Source organism: Pseudoalteromonas sp. 2CM41L, assembly GCF_023161905.1.
In the GTDB taxonomy this organism is placed as follows: domain Bacteria; phylum Pseudomonadota; class Gammaproteobacteria; order Enterobacterales; family Alteromonadaceae; genus Pseudoalteromonas; species Pseudoalteromonas atlantica.
The window spans coordinates 254121-274476 of record NZ_JALNTN010000004.1 but is presented as its reverse complement, the minus strand read 5'-3'; the positions used below and the strand labels follow the sequence as shown (position 1 = coordinate 274476).

Below are 20356 nucleotides of genomic sequence, written 5' to 3'. Positions count from 1 at the left end.
GTGAGCTATGCTCACCTTTTTTTTAATAACTAAAGCGTTTACTGCTCTAGCGGAGTATCAAAGTTTTCTGGTTGATCATAATCACCCGAAACAGCAACTAGTTGATCATTTTCAAATTTAACCAGCAACTCTTTATGCTGCTCATTATCGCGGCCTTTGTTAAAGCTGTACACATAACGCCAGGTACTATTATCAAACGCATCTTCTGCTATTGGACGACCTAATACATAAATAACTTGCTCTCGTGTCATGTTTACACGAAGCTTATCTACATCTGATTGCTCTAAAAAGTTACCCTGTGGGATATTGATTCTATATACCCAGCTAGAACAACCGGCTAAAGAGCTGAATGTGAGAGCAACGATAAGCCAAAGAGAAAAAGTTTTTAACGACTGCATTGTTAGTTGTGATCCTTATTTTTTATAATCTGCATGATACCGATTAGTCACTGAAGGTAAAACCCTTTTAAGAAATTGTTTTTAGTTACGAGGGTTAGGGCAACGTTTTGACCACAAACAAACAAAAAAGTTTAAGTATAAATATAAGCAAAGCACACAAAGTACCCTCAACGTGGTATTTGTATATAGTGCAAACGCGTTTAGGCCACTGGTATACGGGTATAACAACCAATGTTGATAAGCGCTTAGCCACTCATCAAGCGGGTAAAGGCGCAAAAAACTTAAAAGGCAAAGGCCCTTTAGTTTTAATTCATCAACAAAAGGTGGGCTCAAAAAGCGAAGCCAGTAAGTTAGAGTGGCAAATTAAAAAATTAAGTAGGGCCCAAAAAGAGCACTACGTACAACAGCTAATGACTAAGTGAAGCTGTGGCATTTTTTAATGCTTTTAATTTATTACGATAGCGGGCTTTGTCATAGTTAAACTCGGCGTTTATACCCGCTAAACGCATATAATGTGTTGCCTGCTTTATATTGCCGGTAAAATAATATGCTCGCGCAAGGCCAAAGTGGCTTTCGTGTAACTTAGCGTCAATTTTATAAGCGCTTTTAAAATGCTTAATCGCTTGAGAGTAATTTTTAAGTACCAGTTCACTATTACCTAATGATATATGGTAATACGGGTTAGCTTGGCGCTTTTTATTGAGCTGTTTTAGCATTTGCTGACCTTGTTTAGCGCGGTTACTTAAGGTGTACAGCACAGCGAGATTACCTATGGCAGTATGGTTATTTTTATCAAGCAATAATGCATAGTTATATGCCTGTTCAGCTTCTTTTAAATAATTAAGCTGCCTAAATACAATACCTAAATTTCCCCAGCCACCACTGTATAATGGGGCGGCTTCAACGGCGGCACTAAAGTAGCTATAAGCTAAATTATAATTTTTATTTACTAAAGCCAGAGCGCCTTTATTGTTATAAAACATAGCTGTAACAAACTTTTTGCTTATTAGGCTGGTTTTAAAGCGTTGTTTTCTTATATTTGGGTCGAAGTCTATGGTTAACTGTTTATCACGTTGATAAACCATTGTGGCTGGTATTGTTTGCATAAGCGCATTGTCAATTGATAAATTAATATGCCCTGTCAGTAAATTAACCCCTTTATTCATTGCCCAATATTCAGGAATATGGACCTTTTGAAAGCGCGCTTTTATACCTAAATAATCGGCTAAGCTATACGCTAATATCGATAACGACAGGCAATTAGCATTTAAATTAGCGTAGGTTTGCGATGCACTCAATGTGGCACCACTTTGATAGGTTAACGAGTTATCGCCGTTTTTTAATAAAAAACTTAAAATACTGTTCGCTAAGTAATGCGCGCTGCGCTTACTGGTTAAGTGGGCATCAAGTTGGGAAGTGATTGTTTTGTCGAGCTTAAATATGTCTTGCTCGGTTTCAACGTTAATACGGTTAAATGTTGGATGGTTTGCAAGGGCAAGCGGTGGCGGTTCACGCACTGTGGTGTTACATGCGCTTAAATATAAGCAGCTACTTAGTAATAATGCGTTAAAACAAGATATGTTCATAAACCACCTCCAACATATTACATCTATAAGTGTAGATGCAATATGCGCAGGTGGCTTATTAAAGTGTTACAAAACGTGTTTAGTGGTGTTTTTCAAAGGTGGCTACGAGTGCATCAAGCGCTTGAGCGCTATTTGCTAAATCGCGAATTGCTTGCTCGGTGTTTATTTGCTCATTCATAGCACGGTCACTAATTTCACTTATTTGCTCAATATTACGTCCTACATCAGCAACCACGTTACTTTGCTGCTCAGTTGCGGTGGCAATTAAGGTAGCCATGTCGTTTATTTGATTTGCTGTTTCGCTTATCGCATCAAGCAATTCAACAGAGCTTTGCATTGCGCCTACGCTTTGTTGGGCTTTTTGCTTAGATTGACTAATATCGTTTACTACATCTTCAGAAATAGTGGTTAGCTCTTCAATCATTGACTGAATTTCGGTGGTTGATTGCGAGGTACGATTAGCAAGCGCGCGTACTTCATCGGCCACCACTGCAAAGCCTCTACCATGCTCACCAGCCCGTGCCGATTCGATGGCTGCGTTTAAGGCCAGTAAATTAGTTTGCTCTGAAATGCCGCGAATAGAGTCAACAATACTCGCTATATCAATTGTTTTTTTAGAAAGCAGTGTTACTTGCTCGGTAATGCCGTCAATATCAGTGGCAAGCGCTGAAATTGTAGCTTGGCTTTGCAGTACTTGCTGATGGCTTTGGCTGGTGTTTTCTTGACTGCTTTGCGTTAACTTAGCTGCATTAGCCGCACTTTGTGCTATTTCTTGTACAGTTGCGCCCATTTCGTTAATGGCTGCAGCAACCGAAATGGTTTGCTCTTTTTGATTATCAATAGACTGCGAGTTGTTTTTTGCTTGTTCAAATACATGATTAGAACTTTGGCGTATTTCTGTACTTTCGTTGGCGACTTGCTTTATGGCAGTTTCAATTTTATGAATAAACTGGTTAAAGCCATGGCTTAAATTGTTTAGCTCTGGCTGATTAGACTCTGGCAAACGGTACGCTAAATTAGCATCGCCTGATCCTAAACGTGAGAACAGTTCGGCCATATCCGAAAGCGGTGACGCTAAAGAGCGTGCTAACAAGTAACTTAGCATGCTAGCAACTAGGGCTATCACTAGTGTAAAGGTAAATATTTGCCACTCCAATGTACCTACAGTCGCAAATACCTCACTTTTAGGTACTTGGGCTAATACGTATAAGTCGGTATTGGCTATTGGCATGGCTGCTAAAAATGTGGCTTCGTTATTAAGTGATAATTCTGTAATTGCAAATCCAGAGGGGTTATACAAAGTACTATGAACATTACTGCCATAAAGTGTGTCTATGTTTACTTTAGCCACTTTATTTGCATCTTTATGTAACTGAATTAAGCCGCTTTTATCTGCAATAAACACAAAGCCAGTTTGCTCAATTTTAAATTGTTGTAATAGCTTTTGCATGTCGGTGATGCTTTTTGCAAGCCCCGCTAACCCAAGCCCATTTGTTTGTTGATGATTTACAAACATTTTTACATCAGTCGGGGATTCTTGATAAATACTGATTGAGTACGGGTTATTTGAGTTGGTAAAGCCAAAAAACCACCCATCAGCCGCATCGTTTTTAAGCACGCGTAAAAATCCGTGTTGGTTCCAATATTGTGCTGTATCACGGTTAGCCCACGACGCCGTTGCTAAATCAAACTGCTTTGCTACGCGGTTTAATTCTTTAAGCAGTAGTGTGTCGTCTTGGTTATTTGAGCGCGCCCACTCTAAGATAAATTCATTTGATGATAGTTGCTGTGCAGCACCTAGTAGTTCGTTTATTTCGCCACCAATTTGATTGCTAATACTATGTAATTTGCTGGGTAGCTCAGATTCAATCATACGTCGTTCTATAATATCTTCAGAGCTATATAAAGACGTTAAACCAATTAATGCAGCGACACAGATTGCAATGGTACTGCCTAAAATGGTGATTTTTTGAGTGATAGTTAGGTTTTTTATCGTCATATTATTTAACTTTACAACTAGGTAGATAGCCATGTTAGCACATTATTAATTAAGCGCTAATTATTGCAATATATCTAAAAGGGTATACTCGCTTTTTATTATTACTAGCACGAAAAAGCCCACAGCGTATGCATGTGGGCTTGGTTTCTAACAAGCGAAACTAGTTATACAATTTTCTTCATTGCTGACATGTAGCCGCGTAGTCTAGCGCCAACAATTTCAACAGGGTGCTCACGTAGTGCAGTGTTAATTTGAATCAGTGTTTGGTTATCTACTTGGTTACTTTGCTCATTTAAGCCTTTACCAATAACATCGGTGTCGATGTTTTTCATAAAATCGGCCAATAATGGTAAACACGCATGGTTGTATAAGTAACAGCCGTATTCTGCAGTGTCAGAAATAGTACGGTTCATTTCGAATAACTTTTTACGTGCTATTGTGTTGGCAATTAACGGTGTTTCGTGTAAAGACTCATAATAAGCCGACTCGTCAATAATGCCTGCTGCAGTCATGGTTTCAAATGCAAGCTCAACGCCCGCTTTAACCATAGCAACCATTAAAATACCGTTATCGAAAAACTCTTGCTCAGAGATTTCTACATCACCAGCAGGGGTTTTTTCAAAGTTAGTTTCGGCAGTTTCTGCGCGCCATTTTAGTAAGTTTGCATCGTCGTTTGCCCAATCTTCCATCATTACGCGTGAGAAAGTACCGTCGATAATGTCATCTTGGTGCTTGTTATAAAGCGGGCGCATAATAACTTTAAGTTCTTCGCTTAGTTCAAACGCTTTTACTTTTGCAGGGTTTGATAAACGGTCAAGCATGTTAGTAACGCCGCCGTATTTAAGGGCTTCAGTAATTACTTCCCAGCCGTATTGAATTAGTTTTGATGCGTAACCCGCATCAATGCCTTTTTCAATCATTTTATCAAAACATAAAATTGAACCGGTTTGTAACATGCCACACAGAATTGTTTGCTCGCCCATTAAGTCTGATTTAACTTCAGCGATAAACGATGACTTAAGTACACCGGCACGATGACCACCGGTACCCGCAGCGTAGGCTTTAGCTTGTGCTAAACCGTGACCTTGTGGGTCGTTTTCTGGGTGAACAGCAATAAGAGTAGGTACACCAAAGCCGCGTTTGTATTCTTCACGCACTTCAGAGCCAGGACACTTAGGAGCAACCATGATTACCGTAATGTCTTCACGAATTTGCATGCCTTCTTCAACAATATTAAAACCGTGCGAGTAAGCAAGTGTAGAGCCTTGTTTCATTAAAGGCATAATGGCAGTTACAACGGCCGTATGTTGCTTATCAGGTGTTAGGTTTAATACTACGTCAGCGCTCGGAATTAGCTCTTCGTACGTGCCTACAGTAAAACCGTTTTCAGATGCATTTAGGTATGACTGACGACGCTCATCAATTGCTGATTGACGTAACGTGTATGATACATCTAGGCCTGAGTCACGTAAGTTTAAACCTTGGTTAAGACCTTGTGCGCCACAGCCAACAATAACCAGCTTTTTACCTTTAAGTGCATCAACACCATCGGTAAATTCACTTGGGTCCATAAATTCACATTGCGCTAATTGAGCTAACTGCTCGCGTAAAGGTAAGGTATTAAAATAATTCGCCATGTTAGTGTCCTATAATTCGTATTTGTTAGATGCAAAGCGTATTTGCTTTGCTTAAACACACCATAAAAAAAAACTTTGCTTGCGTAAAATGATATATTTGCACTAAAGTATTTCAAAAAATGAAACGTAGAGGCGTGTAATGGATCATAAGCATTTAAATTACTTTTTAGCGTTAGCTAAAACGCTCCATTTTGCCCGTGCGAGCGAGCTGTGCCATATAAGTGCACCTACATTAAGTCGCAATATTAAGCAGCTTGAAGATGAGGTCGGCGTTGCTTTATTTATACGTGATAACCGAAGTGTAAAATTAACTAAAGAAGGGGAGTCGTTTATTGATTACGCCACCTCTACACTGGCTAATTGGCAGCGCTTTAAAGCGAATGTGAAAGACCCAACCCAGCATATTTACGGTAATGTGAGTATTTATTGCTCAGTCACCGCCTCGTATAGTTTTTTGCATCAAATATTAGAACAGCTCCGCGCGCAGCATCAGCATATAGAAATAACGCTAAATACCGGCGATCCGGCGTTGGCAATAAACCGTGTGCTGGATGCCCATGAATCAATGGCTATTGCTGCACGGCCAAGTAAACTGCCTGCCCAAATTGCTTTTGTTAATATAGGCCACTCTCCACTGGTTCTTATTGGACCTAAAATTCAATGCCCGATCAGCGAAAAAATAGCGAAAAACGCCCCACATATTGATTGGTCAGAACTGGAGTTTATTGTACCTGAGCAAGGTTTTTCTAGGCAGCGGTTAGAGCAGTGGTGGCGGAAAAATAATGTGCATGGAAAAATTTATGCACAAGTAGCAGGGCACGAAGCTATGGTGTCTATGGTGAGCCTAGGATTAGGTGTCGCCATGGTTCCCAAAATAGTGCTAGATAATAGTCCGCTACAAGACAAGGTACACGTACTGCCCAGTGAAAATTACCAGCCAGAAGGGTTTGATATTGGTTTGGCGGTGCTAAAAAAAGAACTTAACGACCCTGCAATCAGTGCATTATGGAATATTGCACAAACTTTAGGCGCAAATGTTATTTAAGCTTTTAACGATTAATATAATTCAGTAAATAGTATGATTAACAGTTGCGTATGAGTTTACTATTACTTAACATGAAAGCTTAATAATAAAAAATAATGACGCACGAGAGTTTATAATAATTATGGATCATGCTGTATCGCTCGCTCATTCTGCTCAATGTTTAAAAAAAGCAATTCCTCTGATGGTAAAATACCGAATGCCGGTAACGCCTATCAATTACGCTATTTGGTATTGCTATGTACAAGGCAGTAAGCCAGCATTAAATGCTGAGCTTGATCACGTCATTGCTGAGCAACAAACATGTACTCAAAATAAAGCAAAAGAAATTTTTGATAAGCATTTAAGCGAAGATGACTTAGTGTTTTTTCAAGAAATGGCTGATCGCTTCCATGGCACTATGGAGCAAGTACAGCATGATATAAGCGTTACCCTCGATCATTCTAAAAGCTTTACCACGTCGTTGGTAGATTCTCAAAATGAGTTGGCAAGTTTAGCTAATGTAAATTCGTTTAACGAAATACTCGGTTGTGTTGAACGCTTAACCGACGAGTCGGTGGCTATGCAAGACTATGCGCGAGAATTTCAAACTAAGCTTGCGGTAGCCTATAACGAAATTAAAGATTTAAAAGAAGCACTTAACCTTTCTCAAGAAGCAGCCGATACAGACCCCCTGACAGGCTTTTTTAATAGAAGAAAGTTTGATGATGATATTCAGCAGTTTTGTCAAACCTATTCAGAGCAAGCTGACGAGAGCGTATTGGCGGTACTAATCATGTTTGATATTGATCACTTTAAGCGTTTTAACGACGATTTTGGTCATCAAAAAGGCGATGAAGTACTTAAATTAGTAGCCAAAAAAGTTTCGCAAAATATTTCCGATAGCCTGAATGTTTACCGCTATGGTGGTGAGGAGTTTTGTATTACCGGGTATTTTGACAGCATTAACGAGATTATGGTGTTTGCTGATAAAATTCGTTTAGATATTGCCTCATTAACTATCCGTAAAAAAGACGATGTAAACTCTAAACGTGCAATTTCTGCAAGTTTTGGGCTCGCTATTTTACGTCCATTCACGAAAGGTTCGGTACTTATTGAGCGCGCCGACCGTGCTTTATATATAGCTAAAACACATGGTCGCAACCGTATTGAAATAGCCCCTGATATTTAAATGTGATACGCATGTATAAAAATTGTGAATGATTGTAACCAGGTGGCGCACATTTGTGCTTACCTTGCTAGTATGGGTGACTTACTTATTTTACTCATTTAGATTAGGTTAATGCGGCTCAATACTTTTATTTACATTTTTTGCTTTGTGGTGTGTCTTGTTTGCGTGCCTAGCACAGCTTCGCAGGCCTACAACGAACAAGAGTATGCGCAGCAACATATTACTGTTAAGAAGTGGCATGTAAATCTAAGTGCCGGCGCGGGTGTTATTACCAACCCTCTGCATGGCGGAAAAAACGTCCCGCTCCCTGTGATCCCGCGCATTGCTTTTTATGGCGAGCGTTGGTTTTTCGATAATGGTCGCCTTGGCTACACACTTAAAGAAAATCAAAAGCATCATTTTAATATCGTTTCAGAACTGAACGCAGAGTCACGCTTTTTTATTGATTGGCATCCTAATAACCTCTTTGTTTTACCAGCAACCGCAGGCGCTTCTGCATTAGCGCAAAATAATCCCCAGCCTAAAAAAATAAATATCGATAATATTGATAATCGCCATTTAGCCCTAGATGCTGGGGGCAGCTATCATTATGTGCAGCAAAATCATGTGCTATCGATACAGTTATTACACGATATAAGTAATGTTTATAACGGTACTCGAGGCGCTATACAATGGCAGTACCACAGTGAAGTAGGGCGTTTAAAGTTAAAGCCAACGCTTGGGGTTAACTATAAATCAGCTGAATTAAACAGCTACTATTATGGTTTAAAAGCACACGAAACCTCATTAGGTAAAATTGACGTTGGTAGTAGCTGGCAACCTTATGCTAAAATCGACGCCAGTTGGCCATTGAGTGAGGCTAACAGTCTTCGTTTTCATGTAGCATATTACGACTATTCAGCTATGGATGGCAGTCCGCTTTTTGAACGTAACTATTCAATGACTGCTTTTATAGGATTCGATCATACTTTTTAATATGAAGTATTTAATGTTGATTGTGCTTACAGTTTTTCTGTTTAGCCCTCCCGTTGTAGCGCAAAATGCGTCTTTAAAGGTCTCCCCCAAAGTGTGTGTTGTGTCTGAGCAGCAAGCGTTTTGCGATCTTGATTTAAAGTTTAATTGGCAGCAACCATCGCCAAGCGATGCATGCCTGTACCAACAAAACAAACTGATTAAATGCTGGCAACAGCAGGCTGTTGGTGTGTTTGAGTATAAAGCGCGTGTTCAGGTAGAGACCATATACTCCTTAATCAATCCTCATACCGGTGTGTTAATTGCTAAAACACACGTTGAAGTGCAAAGTGCTGATGCTAAAAAAAGTAGGCGCAGGCTTCGCTCTCCATGGAGCTATTTTTAATTTAGGAGCAACTCATGCCAAAAATTTTACTTGTTGAAGATGACCTAGGTTTACAACAACTAACAAATGATTATCTTGAACATAATGGCTTAGAAGTAGACGTATTAAGCCGTGGTGATGAAGTATTTAGTTATCTTGAGAATAACGCTGCTGATTTAATGATTTTAGATATTATGCTGCCAGGTAAAGATGGCTTTAGCGTATGTCGACAAGTGCGTGATAAGTTTTCGTTGCCAATTTTAATGCTTACTGCAAAAGGTGAAGACTTTGACCAGGTGATTGGCTTAGAGCTTGGCGCAGATGATTATGTGGTAAAACCTGCAGAACCGCGTGTTTTACTGGCGCGTGTAAATGCATTACTGCGTCGCGGGCAACCCGTGGTTAAGGCCGCAGAAGAGATTCAGTTTGGTGATTTAGTCATTGATAAAACCAGCCGAATTGTTAAATTAAACGAAAACGAAATAGTACTTACATCGCATGAGTTTGAGCTACTATGGCTACTTGCCTCAAATGCAGGCGAAGTACTAAGCCGTGAACATGTTCATCAACATATGATTGGCCGTCAATACGACGGGCTTGACCGTACCGTTGATGTACGCGTGTCACGAATTCGTAAAAAGCTAGGTGATAACAGCGATAAACCTTACCGTATAAAAACCGTGTGGGGGCAAGGTTACTTGTTTGTATCAGACGCCTGGGAAAAATAATATATGAAGGTAAATAAGGAATAATGGGCAAACTATTTATAAGTTTATATGTTTATATCATTGTTTCTTTATTTATTGTTAGTGGTGTTATAGAACAAATTTGGCCTTACGAAGAGACGCAGCAGCAAGTGCTGTTAGATGATGAGTTTGGCCAAGCACTTTGGTTATTATCGCAAACCGATGATGGACTAGATAAGCTAAAACACAGCTTTGAAAGCCAAGTTATTGCCCGCAAAGATCTTATTTTACCCCTTAAGCAGCAAGCCTCATTAGACAAAAACCATTACCTGTACCTGTATGATAAAAAGCAGCGCATAGTGTGGTATGTTGAGCTTGGTGATAACAAACTACTTCAAATTGGTCCTGTAGGCGTTATAAAAGCACCTGAAAGCTCTGTTATTCCGTATTTAATGTTACTGGCTATTGTAGGGTTACCTGTGGGGCTGTGGAGCTTTTTACTATGGCGTGATTTTTCTAAATTAAGCCATGCGTGCGAAGCGGTAGATGGCTCGCAAGACTTTAACTTAAGCAGTCCTTCTAAATCGTTTTTTTTACCCGTTACTGATACTCTAAAAGTAATGCAGCAGCGCATAGAGCATCTTCTTAGTGCGCAACAAGAACTGACCTCCTCTGTATCTCATGAATTTAGAACGCCCCTTGCACGATTAAAATTTGGTATAGCCATGTTAGAAGAAACACTGCAATCGGAAAAAGGGCAACATTACCTAACTAATATGCAGGCAGATATAAGCGAACTTGAAGCGCTTGTGTGTGAAATGCTTGAATATGCTCGGCTTGATTCGCAGCAACCAAGCTTAGCTAGAAGCGACGTTGATTTGGCTGCTTTGACACAATCGGTCATTAATAAGCTAAACTTTGCAAGCGGCATAGAGTTTAATGCGGTGTTACCACAGGCTCTAGTGTACAAGTGTGATGCGCACTTTATTGCGCGTGTAATGCAAAACCTGGTGGGCAATGCGTTAAAGTACGCTGTTAGTCGTGTTGATGTCACACTCAAAGCGCAGGGTGATGCAATTTACTTTATTGTGGAAGATGACGGAGAAGGTATTTTAAAAAGCGACAGAGAAAGCGTATTTAAACCTTTTACTCGTTTAGATAAAAGCCGTGATAAAAGCACAGGGGGCTTTGGTTTAGGCTTAGCCATAGTGGCAAAAATTGTATCTTGGCATAAAGGGCACTATGCAATAACAGACTCACAGCTTGGTGGCGCTAAGTTTATAGTTACCTTACCTAATACCTATCCACAATAATATTTAATCATTTTGTGGGGCCAAATGTGTCGCTACCTACGTTAAAAATTCTCATTTACGATTGCATGGATGCAGAAGGTAGAGCAATGCAGGAGCAATTGCCGAGAACAACTAAATAGCGAATTTTTTGCTTAGCTATCCACTCGTTTTTCCATCCTCAAAATAGATCACTTTATTATGCGGATTGGTATAAAAGCAATTCACCTAAAAACGCCAGGCATAAAAAAAGCGCCTAAGGCGCTTTTTGTGGTTAAAAACCAAAATCAACAAGTAGCAAAATAGTAGACCCGGCTACGTGGAAAAAGTTCTCAATTATTTTTCATTTTTTTTAAGTAGGGGCATCAGCATTTGCTCAAGCCCGTTTAATTTAACCTCGTACATCATTGCAAGCTGCGCTCCGAGTTTACTTTCTGGAAACCCTTGCTGTTTAAACCACACTAGGTAGGGCTCTGGCAAAAGCAATAAGGGTCTGCCTGCGTATTTTCCAAAGGGCATAATTGTATTAATGGCGAGCTTGAGTTCGGCTGTATCCATAATAAGTCAGTAATTGATAAAACGTATAATAGTAATACTACTGCTTATTAATAATAAACGCATTAAATAGTGGCTGGGTAAGCGGGCAAGTAAACAGAAATAAAATAGGCTGTGACGGGCAAGAAACAGCCTATTGAACGAGGGAGTAGGCCCTCTGATTGAATAAATTTGTGTTGATAAATAAATGCTTACCTTGCATTAATTAGCTGGAGTCTAATTATGTGACACAGGTGCGAAGGCGTTTATTTAAACAACACCGGTAGTTTATCTGTTTTTTTTACAGATAGAGAGAAGTAATGTAAAGGAATGTAAATAAAATGAGTTTTTAAACTAAAACTAATAAAAAAGCCTTATTAAAAATAAGGCGTTTTCATTTGGTTGTTTTTATTATTTAGTATAAAAGTGCTATTTTTCGAATAGCTCTTGCTTTACGTGCTCGGCAAAACCACTTCCTGCTTCTAAATAAAAGTTATAGGTCGAGTTTACGCCCATTTGTTCAAGCTCTTTTTGTTGATCAGGGTAATTGGCGATAGCTGTTACTTGGCCGTTATAGCCTGAGGCTTGTAATTGCTCTAGTGCAAAAATATTTTGCATATGCTTTGGCATAGCTAACATGACCATTTCAACATGAGAGTGGTTAACGCGCTGCCAAAAGTCAGGGTCGGTGGCATCGGCAAGGAGTACCTTTCGATTGCGTTTAATATGTTTTTCTACCACCTCTGGTTTTATATCAATGCCCGCCACTACATTAGGGTGAGTCGCATTTATTGTTTCGTAAGCACCTGTACCTATGCGGCCCATACCAAATATAACGATTTTAGTGTCGTTTAAATTAACGGGTAACTCTTCAGCTAAGCGGGTTTTGCTTTCGAATTTTAATAGCCAGCGCTCAATTTTTACGTATAACTCGTTTGAGCGTTTATTAAGAGGCGATGCAATAACAAAGGTAATAGACACCGCAATAGCCATTACCGCCAGCCACTCTGAGGTGATCATGCCTGTAGAGGCTGCCACAGCAAACACAATAAGGCCAAACTCACTAAAATTAGCAAGGCTAAATGCAGTGAGTAACGAGGTGCGTGCTCTGAGCTTAAAGGTATTCGTAAACACATAATAAAGTAAGGTTTTAACTGGCAGCACAAATATAAGGATTAGCGCTACAATTAATGAATTCGCTGTAAGCTCTGCGTTTAAACCAATGCTTAAGAAAAAACCGACCAGCAAAATATCTTTTAAATTAAGCAGCGACTTTGAAAGCTCTCCCGCCTTTTTATGTGGCGCAAACATCATCCCCATAATGAGCGCGCCTAAATCGCCCTTTAAACCTGCAAAATCAAAAGCGTTATAACCGGCTACCAACGCAAAGAAAAAGCCAAATAACGGCAATAGCTCACCATGTTTAGAGCGGTTAAGCACTGCATACATAAGTGGGCGCACTAAAGGTAGTGCAATAATTAAAGCAAGAGCCCACATATTAGGTACTTTGCCGGTGCTAATGGCTAAAAATATAACCGCAAAAATATCCTGCATAACTAAAATGCCAATGGCTATTTTACCGTGTAGGCTTGCCATTTCACCGCGCTCTTCAAGTACTTTTACCGCAAATACAGTGCTTGAAAAGCTTAGCGCAAACCCAACTAATAAGGCACTTTGCCAGCTTAAATCAACAAACATAGGCACAGCAAAAATACCTAGCAGTAACATAAAGCCACTAAATAATGCACTGCTAAAAATAATGTGTAGGGTAGCGGGTGCCCATACTTGGGGCTTGATTAAGCTGTTTACTTTAAGTTTTAAGCCAATACTAAATAAAAGAAGTGTTACACCCAGTGCCGCAATGGTATCGAGTAGTTCGGTGCTTTTATAGCCTGATAAATTTAATGCAAAACCGGCAAGTAAAAAGCCAATAAGGGGAGGAAGTTTTAATTGATAAACACCAAAGCCACAAACAAACGCGGCGGCAAAATAGATTAGTTCCATAATTCTTAATATCACTTCATTTGGGATTGCAGTGTAGCGAAAATTTTATACCATTGAAAATAAAAATAGCCCTAAAAATGAGCGCGTTTAATCAATTATTTGCCCAGCTACGTATAAAAAATGCACATTAAACACGTATTTAATCGTAAATAGCATGTAAATAACATTTTTTCACTGACATTGGCTTTTAAATATGGTTAAGATGCTTTAACGAAGGAGTTTAAGCTTGAGCAACAAACTGAGCCGCTCAGCTTAAGGAGATAGATATGTTTAAAAAGATTTTAGCGTCGGTAGGTATTGGCGCTGCAAAAGTAGATACAATTTTAGAAACTGAGCATCTTCAGCCAGGGCAACTTTTTAACGCTAATATCGTTATAACTGCAGGCGATGTGGCTCAAGAAATTGCTGGCCTTGATTTGTTTTTAATGACTCGCGTTAAAGTTGATGGCGAAGAAGGTGAGTACTTTACTAATCACGTAATTGATCAGTGGCGTATAACCGATATAGGCACTGTTGAGCCAGGTGAAGTTAAAAGTATTCCATTTGAAGCGCGCCTTCATCCAGAAACGCCAATTACTGAAATTAATGCCGGCTACAACCAATCACATGTATGGATTGAAACAGGCCTTGATATTGATTTAGCACTAGACCCTACAGATAAAGACCACTTGCATATTTACCCTAACGAAGCTGTTAAAACCTGTATGCAAGCAATGGATAAATTAGGGTTTAGTTTATTAAAAGCTGATGTTGAAAAAGGCCATTTACGTGCGCCCACTTTTCAGTCGGTATCGGGGTGTTATCAAGAGTTAGAGTACAAGCCTAATAGCCGCAGCTTATTTGGTATTCAAGAAATTGAATTATCGTTTGTACCAGAAGCACACAAAACGCATGTTTTAATTGAGCTGGATAGAGCATTTAGAGGCGATGGTTATGTTGATTTAACCATAGAGCACGACCATGTGAATTTATCGCAATTGTGCGACCAATTAGAGCGTTTGTTTGCCTAAGTGATGCGTAATTTAACTAAACCCAGCTTAGGCTGGGTTTTTTATTTTAGGATTTTATATGTCGTTTAAATGTGCGCATTTTGATGCGCTTGATACGCGTACTTTATTTACGATAATGCGCGGCCGTGTTGATGTATTTGTTGTAGAGCAAACGTGTCCTTACCCTGAGCTTGATGAAGTAGACATTAACCCTAGTACTCAGCATTTATATGCAATTGCAGATAATAGTTTATTAGCTTATGCCCGCTGCTATGAAAAAAATGAGCAGTACAGCGCAATAGGCCGTGTACTGGTTTGCAAAAGTGAGCGAGGTAAAGGGCGGGCTACTGAGCTTGTAAATGCGGCCATAGCATGTTGTAAAAAGCAGTGGCCAGAGCGTCATATTTATATAGGCGCACAAACCTATTTATTAGCATTTTATCGCTCTTTTGGCTTTACAGAAGTAGGGGAGCAATACCTAGAAGATGGCATCCCTCATCAAGATATGGTGTTAAATACACTAAGCTAATTTATTACGAGTAAATTTAAGCTATTAAAAAGCCCACTTAACGCGTGGGCTTTACTTAATTTAGAACTTAACCTGAACTCGGGTAAGTTAAAAATAACGTTTTAACTTAACACCGAATGTAAAAACACAGCACCAATAGCTATAGGGCACACAAACTTAGTGTATACAGGCCATACTTTCCAAAATAGTGTGTTATGAACCTCAGGGTTACCTTGCTGTATTGCTTTTAGTAGTGAGCCACGGTACCAAATCCAGCCAACAAAAATACAACACATTAAGCCAAGTAAAGGCTGAGCAACTTTAGTTGTTAGGGTGATCACTAAACCAAATAAGCTTCCTAAGTTACATACTATGGTAATGCTCACTGCGCTTATTAGCGCGCCAATTAACCATGTTGCCTGCAGACGGCTCATTGCAAAGCGCTCCACAGTATACGATACCGGCGCCTCTAACATTGAAATAGAGGAGGTAAGTGCGGCTATACTCATTAGGGCAAAAAATGCAAAGCCTATAAATAAACCCACAGAGCCCATACCATCAAACAATGCTGGTAGCACTTGAAACACCAGTGTGTCTTCAGAGAGAAGTTTGCCTGTAGATGAAAAAATTTCTACGCCTTGAGCTTGTGCGACATACATGGCAGGTATAATTAAAAGGCCCGCTACAAACGCGATAAACACATCTATTAAGGTTACATATGCGCCTAGCGTGACTAGGTTTTCTTTTTTACTTATGTAAGAGCCATAAATAATCATCACACTGGTGCCTAATGACAAAGAGAAAAACGCTTGCCCGAGTGCACTTACGAGTAAATTTGCATCAAATATAGATGAAAAATCAGGCACTAAATAGGCTTTAAGCCCTTGCATGGCACCTTCTTGGGTCATAACGTAGGCAATTAAGGCAAATAAAATACCTAAAAGCGCAGGCATCAGACGCTTAGACCATTTTTCTATGCCGTTTTCTACGCCACGACTAATAATAGCCACGGTGAGTATAATAAATACCACTGTAAAAATGATGTTTCGTGTAAGTGACTGCTCACTTAACCACGCTGAAGCTTGGTTTGCACCAGCTAATGTAGTGATAGGTTCAATTGTTGCGCTGAGCATCCAGCCTGCCACAATGGCATAAAAACTTAAAATAAAGCCCGCACATAAAATTCCGCCAAAACCCACGATAAAAGCAAAGCGCTTATGCCACGCGTGTGATGTTATTTTTGTTAAAGAAGACACCGCATTAGCTTGTCCGTGGCGGCCAATTATAAGCTCAGCCATAAGTGCGGGGTATGCTAAAAAGAACGCAAGTACCAAATAAGCGACTAAAAAAGCTGCACCACCATTGCTTGCTGTTTGGGTAGGAAAACCCCAAATATTACCTAAACCTACTGCAGAGCCTGCGGCGGCCATTATAAATCCAAAGCGAGAGCTAAACTCACCTCTAACTGCGCTCATATTGTTGTACTTCTCTATTTTTTGACGGCGCTGACAATCTACTGGAATTGCAAATAAATAAAAAGTACTTATTTGCCCAATTGTGACAATAATTATCGTCTGGTGTGTCTATCACGCGATGCATTTAATTAATGTTATCAACAGGTTTAGAATAAGGAGTTGATTTTGTGTAAATAATATTTTACGAATCGTGATGCTGGCCAATTTTAAGGGTAAAACACGCCCCTTGAAGCCGCGCACTTTTACTAACGCTTACACTGCCGTGATGCCAATCTGCCACTTTTGCAACAATGGCTAAGCCTAAGCCATAACTTTTATCAGCACGGTTACGGTGGCTTTCTTCTCTAAAAAATGGGCTAAAAACGTTATTAAAGTTCTCTGGTGCGATGCCTGGGCCATCATCTTCAACTGTAATATATAAATAATGCTCATCGCGCTTTGCACTGACATAAATAGTGTCTTTTGCAAAGTCGCAGGCATTGCCAATTAAATTACTAATAGCCCGGGCAAGCCAATGTAAGTCAGCAAAAACCATATCGTCACTACTGTTTAGTTGTATTTTAAGTTGGCTGGTTTCAATTTTAGGCGAAAGCTGAGTAAGTAAATCTTCTAGATAGTGCGATAAATTAGTTTGCGAGTAGGTGAGCTGGTTGGCATTTTGCTCAAGGGTTGCAAAGGCTAAATAGCTTTTAAGCATTGATTCCATATGATCGAGATCGTTTTCCATACGCACAAGGTATTGTTTAACTTTAGGCATATCTGCGCTGTCGAGCGCAGCATCTAAGCCAAAGCGTAAACATGCGATAGGGGTTCTAATATCGTGCGATAAGCTCGATGCCATTAATTTGTTCTCCGCCACGAGCTTTTCTATTTGGCTAGCCATTCGGTTAAATGTAAGCTCAACATCTCTTATGTAGGTAAAGTGAGAGACCTTTATTCTCGCTTGCACATCTCCTGCGGCAAATTTTTTAGCCGCATCGTTTAATACTGTTAAGCGTTTAGCAAGTGGGGCAATAATAAAGCCCATAAAAATGCAGAGCCCAGCATAAAACAACAAAGTTAAAATAATATCGTTGCGCTGATCTGTTTCAAAGCCTTTATCTAGGCGCATGGAAAGATGATAAGGCGACAATACTTCGCTACTGTAGAGCATATAAAAACCTTGCTGGTCTTCTAAAATAAGGCCGCTTTGGGTATGCATTTGTAGTATTAATGACGGCGGCAGGGCTAGGGATTCATTATTTTTGTAATCAAGCTTTACATTAAAGTCGTTTGCCAATTGCTTTACATAAGCTGCGCGCTCTGAGGTCGCTACACTACTCAAATGTTTACTAAAGCCGTTGATCATTTGGCTTTGAAGGCTAAATTCATCATGCGGTGTTTGAGTTTGTTGGCTAAATGCATCGATTAGCCAGCCCAATACAACAATAGAAAGCAGCGCACTACCGAGTAGTGAAATGTAAAATTTTTTCATTTAAACCGCCACGGTTACTATTCCCACGCAGTGGCAACAAGTAAATAACCACGCCCCCAAATAGTTTTAATTTTTTCTGGATTTTGCGGGTCATCATGAAACTTTTTGCGCAGCGCAGATATTAGTACATCAACACTTCTATCAAGCCCATCGTATTCACGGCCTTTGGTTGCTTTAAACACAGCATCACGCGAGACTACTTGGCCTGCATTACTGGCTAAATAGTGCAGTAGGAGGTACTCAGCACTAGAAATAGCCATATCTTGATTATTAAGCGTTACACTGCGTGATTGAGTATCAATACTGAGTGCGCCTACAGTAATCACACTCTCGTTAGTGGTTACTTTAGTCGGTTCGCTGGTTAGGCGCAGTGCTGCTTTTATACGGGCCAGTAATGCGCGAGGGCGCACTGGTTTCATGATGTAATCACTCGCACCTACTTCTAAACCAATTACTTCATCCATTTCATCATCGCGGGCGGTTAGCATAATAATGGGCGCGGTGTAAAAGCTACGTAGCTCTCTGCACACACTTATACCGTCTTGGCCTGGCAACATAATGTCGAGCAGCACTATGTTAGGGTTTAAGTTTTTTACCTGGCTTATTACTTCATCGCCGCGATGGCAAACATGGGTGGTATAGCCTTGCTCGGTTAAGTACTCTGCAACCCATTGGGCTAAAGAGGTGTCATCTTCAACTAATAAAATAGTGCCGTAATTATCCATAAAGCTTCCTTAGTGTTAGAGGGTTGCCGTGTGTGGATTGAAACTCGCCCTTAAATAACTCTAAGGGATGCATAGGTTTGGGATTTATGCTGCGTTAGTGCCTATTTAGGTGAACGACCACACTTTATAAACGCTGACTTACTTAATTACCAAACACATTATTGTAAAATCAATCACGAAGGTCACACCTCTAATTAGAACAAGCGCCAGCGGCGTTTTTTTTGTCTATTTTGATAAACCCACTGCAGTTTAACCTCTGTTGTGGCAATAACTTGGGCTGTATTACTATCAAACAGTTCAAAAGAAATACTTTGCTGGGCGTCGAAGGTATATTCAAATACGCCTTTTTGCTGCTTTAACCAGCATTGCATTATATATTTTGATGTTGCGTCTCTTAGGCAGTAATTACCAATAGTTGGTTGCTGCCAGCTAAGCGTTACATCAGCGTAGCAATTGCGGCCTTCACGTAGTGCAACACAGGTGTCGGGCAGCGCAATTAATGGGGCTGTTTTATCTGTTGTTTTAGCAGATGAAATAGCAGGGAAGATCAATAATAAACAGATCCATCTAAAATACATAACGTAGGCCTACCTTGGCTTTATGTTGATACCCTTGAGAAATAATGGGGCTGTCGTCTATTTCTTTTGAAAACCACGTTGTTAACCAGCCAGACAAAAACACCCAATCTTGAGAAATAGGGTACTCAGCATGAAACTCAAACATAATACTGGTACTGCCATTAGGGGTGTAAATAGGGCGGTTAGCGGTGGCTTCGTCTGCATCTATACCAAAGTAATAGTTAGTAAAACTGCCCGAATAAGCGCTAATACCCACCCCAGATCTAAACTCCCAATTACGCCATGGCAAAATATGGCTAAAAAAGGTGTTAAACACCCAGCCATTATGTGTACCTGTAATATCATGTAAAAACTCAAACGAAATTTGCGAGTTTTCAAAGCGGCGCGTTAATCTTAGCCCAGCATCAAAATCGTAATTACGCGATTTTATACCCGCAAGCTCTTCTATTACACCGTGGTTGTAAAAACCTAAACCTTTGTCATCAAAGCCAGCCTGAGTATTGGTGCCTAATATATCCAAGCCCCAATCAAATTTATCTATAAGGCTGTAACCCACAACTAAGCCGCCGCTTAACTGGTTATGATCAAAGTCGAGATAAAAGTTTTCGTAGGAAATAGCCAGGCTTAAATCGAGTTCAATGCCATCGTCGTAGGAATCAAGGCCAATTAGGTAAGAATCTTCTACATAATAACCAGCCCCAGCGCTCCAATCCCACGCAAAACCTTGGGTGGGCTCTAGCGTGTTATCAGCATAGTATCGATTGCTTGCCTGGCTTTGAAAGCTCAAAAAACTGGCGCAAAGCAATACGCTATTAATAAAAGTATGCTGTAAGAAAGCGTTTTTCATCCCTGGGGACCTAATTATTATTTGTTATTAAGCGTATTATATTGGTAAGTGAATCCTTGAATCTGTAAAAAAATGTAG

Annotated in this window: 20 protein-coding genes; 9 read left to right on the top strand and 11 right to left on the bottom strand. The window is 40.0% G+C overall.

Annotated elements, in window-relative coordinates; genetic code table 11:
* Positions 1 to 38 precede the first annotated feature (38 nt).
* Positions 39 to 398 carry an outer membrane protein assembly factor BamE gene (gene bamE, locus MTF64_RS08055; protein WP_004587368.1) on the bottom strand — a complete coding sequence of 120 codons (360 nt, stop codon included), beginning with the start codon at positions 396 to 398 and terminating at the stop codon, positions 39 to 41.
* Positions 399 to 505: 107 nt separating this feature from the next.
* On the opposite strand from bamE, the gene MTF64_RS08050 reads away from it, so the two are divergent.
* A complete protein-coding gene (locus tag MTF64_RS08050) occupies positions 506 to 820 on the top strand; it encodes a GIY-YIG nuclease family protein (RefSeq protein WP_054982155.1) in 315 nt (104 codons plus the stop codon).
* On the opposite strand, the gene MTF64_RS08045 is transcribed toward MTF64_RS08050, so the two are convergent.
* The 3 genes from MTF64_RS08045 to ilvC all read right to left on the bottom strand — a co-directional run bounded on the left by MTF64_RS08045 (position 806) and on the right by ilvC (position 5620).
* On the bottom strand, positions 806 to 1984 hold the full coding sequence (locus tag MTF64_RS08045) for a tetratricopeptide repeat protein (RefSeq protein WP_248451074.1): 1179 nt from the start codon (positions 1982 to 1984) through the stop codon (positions 806 to 808). The genes MTF64_RS08050 and MTF64_RS08045 overlap by 15 nt on opposite strands.
* Positions 1985 to 2063: 79 nt before the next feature.
* Entirely contained in the window at positions 2064 to 3983 is a 1920-nt protein-coding gene (locus tag MTF64_RS08040) for a methyl-accepting chemotaxis protein (RefSeq protein ID WP_024031820.1), read from the bottom strand.
* 164 nt (positions 3984 to 4147) lie between these two features.
* A complete protein-coding gene (ilvC, locus tag MTF64_RS08035; RefSeq protein WP_029773436.1) occupies positions 4148 to 5620 on the bottom strand; it encodes a ketol-acid reductoisomerase in 1473 nt (490 codons plus the stop codon).
* Positions 5621 to 5759: 139 nt separating this feature from the next.
* Here ilvC and ilvY point away from each other — a divergent pair, with 139 nt between their 5' ends.
* The 6 genes from ilvY (at position 5760) to MTF64_RS08005 (ending at position 11168) form a co-directional block, all read left to right on the top strand.
* A complete protein-coding gene (ilvY, locus tag MTF64_RS08030; protein WP_121637162.1) occupies positions 5760 to 6665 on the top strand; it encodes an HTH-type transcriptional activator IlvY in 906 nt (301 codons plus the stop codon).
* A gap of 121 nt (positions 6666 to 6786) precedes the next feature.
* Positions 6787 to 7833 (top strand): GGDEF domain-containing protein, encoded by a 1047-nt coding sequence (locus tag MTF64_RS08025; RefSeq protein ID WP_004587362.1) that lies wholly within the window; start codon positions 6787 to 6789, stop codon positions 7831 to 7833.
* A gap of 165 nt (positions 7834 to 7998) precedes the next feature.
* The gene (locus tag MTF64_RS08020; RefSeq protein ID WP_248451073.1) at positions 7999 to 8808 is read left to right on the top strand and encodes a MipA/OmpV family protein; all 810 of its coding nucleotides are present in this window, start codon (positions 7999 to 8001) and stop codon (positions 8806 to 8808) included.
* A 13-nt stretch (positions 8809 to 8821) separates the two neighbouring features.
* Positions 8822 to 9190, top strand: a complete 369-nt coding sequence (locus tag MTF64_RS08015; RefSeq protein ID WP_039972222.1) for a DUF3019 domain-containing protein — start codon at positions 8822 to 8824, stop codon at positions 9188 to 9190.
* A gap of 14 nt (positions 9191 to 9204) precedes the next feature.
* Positions 9205 to 9897, top strand: coding sequence for a response regulator (locus tag MTF64_RS08010; protein ID WP_248451072.1), 693 nt, complete (start codon positions 9205 to 9207; stop codon positions 9895 to 9897).
* 23 nt (positions 9898 to 9920) lie between these two features.
* Positions 9921 to 11168: an ATP-binding protein gene (locus MTF64_RS08005; protein WP_029773440.1), complete on the top strand. Its 1248-nt coding sequence runs from the start codon at positions 9921 to 9923 to the stop codon at positions 11166 to 11168.
* Between the two features lie 312 nt (positions 11169 to 11480).
* Here MTF64_RS08005 and MTF64_RS08000 read toward each other — a convergent pair whose 3' ends face one another.
* Positions 11481 to 11702, bottom strand: coding sequence for a DUF3820 family protein (locus tag MTF64_RS08000; protein WP_004587357.1), 222 nt, complete (start codon positions 11700 to 11702; stop codon positions 11481 to 11483).
* Between the two features lie 405 nt (positions 11703 to 12107).
* Entirely contained in the window at positions 12108 to 13682 is a 1575-nt protein-coding gene (locus tag MTF64_RS07995; protein ID WP_248451071.1) for a cation:proton antiporter family protein, read from the bottom strand.
* A gap of 266 nt (positions 13683 to 13948) precedes the next feature.
* On the opposite strand from MTF64_RS07995, the gene MTF64_RS07990 reads away from it, so the two are divergent.
* Both MTF64_RS07990 and MTF64_RS07985 read left to right on the top strand, forming a co-directional pair.
* Positions 13949 to 14692, top strand: a complete 744-nt coding sequence (locus MTF64_RS07990; protein ID WP_004587355.1) for a sporulation protein — start codon at positions 13949 to 13951, stop codon at positions 14690 to 14692.
* Positions 14693 to 14750: 58 nt separating this feature from the next.
* Complete coding sequence (locus MTF64_RS07985) at positions 14751 to 15200, top strand: GNAT family N-acetyltransferase (protein ID WP_248451070.1); 450 nt, start codon at positions 14751 to 14753, stop codon at positions 15198 to 15200.
* Positions 15201 to 15301: 101 nt separating this feature from the next.
* Here the strand turns inward: MTF64_RS07985 and MTF64_RS07980 are convergent, their stop codons facing one another.
* The 5 genes from MTF64_RS07980 to MTF64_RS07960 all read right to left on the bottom strand — a co-directional run bounded on the left by MTF64_RS07980 (position 15302) and on the right by MTF64_RS07960 (position 20278).
* Positions 15302 to 16654, bottom strand: a complete 1353-nt coding sequence (locus MTF64_RS07980) for a sodium-dependent transporter (protein WP_248451069.1) — start codon at positions 16652 to 16654, stop codon at positions 15302 to 15304.
* 181 nt (positions 16655 to 16835) lie between these two features.
* Positions 16836 to 18128, bottom strand: coding sequence for a HAMP domain-containing sensor histidine kinase (locus MTF64_RS07975; protein WP_055253011.1), 1293 nt, complete (start codon positions 18126 to 18128; stop codon positions 16836 to 16838).
* Between the two features lie 17 nt (positions 18129 to 18145).
* Positions 18146 to 18853, bottom strand: coding sequence for a response regulator transcription factor (locus MTF64_RS07970; RefSeq protein ID WP_054982162.1), 708 nt, complete (start codon positions 18851 to 18853; stop codon positions 18146 to 18148).
* A 194-nt stretch (positions 18854 to 19047) separates the two neighbouring features.
* A complete protein-coding gene (locus tag MTF64_RS07965) occupies positions 19048 to 19431 on the bottom strand; it encodes a DUF3019 domain-containing protein (RefSeq protein ID WP_248451068.1) in 384 nt (127 codons plus the stop codon).
* A complete protein-coding gene (locus tag MTF64_RS07960) occupies positions 19421 to 20278 on the bottom strand; it encodes a MipA/OmpV family protein (protein WP_004587349.1) in 858 nt (285 codons plus the stop codon). Before MTF64_RS07960 ends, MTF64_RS07965 begins: the two co-directional genes overlap by 11 nt.
* Positions 20279 to 20356 lie beyond the last annotated feature (78 nt).

Coding starts and splice junctions, on each gene's coding strand:
- ilvC (WP_029773436.1), bottom strand. CDS start 5,620: ATGGCGAATTATTTTAATACCTTACCTTTACGCGAGCAGTTAGCTCAA.
- ilvY (WP_121637162.1), top strand. CDS start 5,760: ATGGATCATAAGCATTTAAATTACTTTTTAGCGTTAGCTAAAACGCTC.
- MTF64_RS08000 (WP_004587357.1), bottom strand. CDS start 11,702: ATGGATACAGCCGAACTCAAGCTCGCCATTAATACAATTATGCCCTTT.
- MTF64_RS07970 (WP_054982162.1), bottom strand. CDS start 18,853: ATGGATAATTACGGCACTATTTTATTAGTTGAAGATGACACCTCTTTA.
- MTF64_RS07995 (WP_248451071.1), bottom strand. CDS start 13,682: ATGGAACTAATCTATTTTGCCGCCGCGTTTGTTTGTGGCTTTGGTGTT.
- MTF64_RS08025 (WP_004587362.1), top strand. CDS start 6,787: ATGGATCATGCTGTATCGCTCGCTCATTCTGCTCAATGTTTAAAAAAA.
- MTF64_RS08015 (WP_039972222.1), top strand. CDS start 8,822: ATGTTGATTGTGCTTACAGTTTTTCTGTTTAGCCCTCCCGTTGTAGCG.
- MTF64_RS08010 (WP_248451072.1), top strand. CDS start 9,205: ATGCCAAAAATTTTACTTGTTGAAGATGACCTAGGTTTACAACAACTA.
- MTF64_RS08005 (WP_029773440.1), top strand. CDS start 9,921: ATGGGCAAACTATTTATAAGTTTATATGTTTATATCATTGTTTCTTTA.
- MTF64_RS08040 (WP_024031820.1), bottom strand. CDS start 3,983: ATGACGATAAAAAACCTAACTATCACTCAAAAAATCACCATTTTAGGC.
- MTF64_RS07980 (WP_248451069.1), bottom strand. CDS start 16,654: ATGAGCGCAGTTAGAGGTGAGTTTAGCTCTCGCTTTGGATTTATAATG.
- MTF64_RS07975 (WP_055253011.1), bottom strand. CDS start 18,128: ATGAAAAAATTTTACATTTCACTACTCGGTAGTGCGCTGCTTTCTATT.
- MTF64_RS07965 (WP_248451068.1), bottom strand. CDS start 19,431: ATGTATTTTAGATGGATCTGTTTATTATTGATCTTCCCTGCTATTTCA.
- MTF64_RS07985 (WP_248451070.1), top strand. CDS start 14,751: ATGTCGTTTAAATGTGCGCATTTTGATGCGCTTGATACGCGTACTTTA.
- MTF64_RS08045 (WP_248451074.1), bottom strand. CDS start 1,984: ATGAACATATCTTGTTTTAACGCATTATTACTAAGTAGCTGCTTATAT.
- MTF64_RS07960 (WP_004587349.1), bottom strand. CDS start 20,278: ATGAAAAACGCTTTCTTACAGCATACTTTTATTAATAGCGTATTGCTT.
- MTF64_RS07990 (WP_004587355.1), top strand. CDS start 13,949: ATGTTTAAAAAGATTTTAGCGTCGGTAGGTATTGGCGCTGCAAAAGTA.
- bamE (WP_004587368.1), bottom strand. CDS start 398: ATGCAGTCGTTAAAAACTTTTTCTCTTTGGCTTATCGTTGCTCTCACA.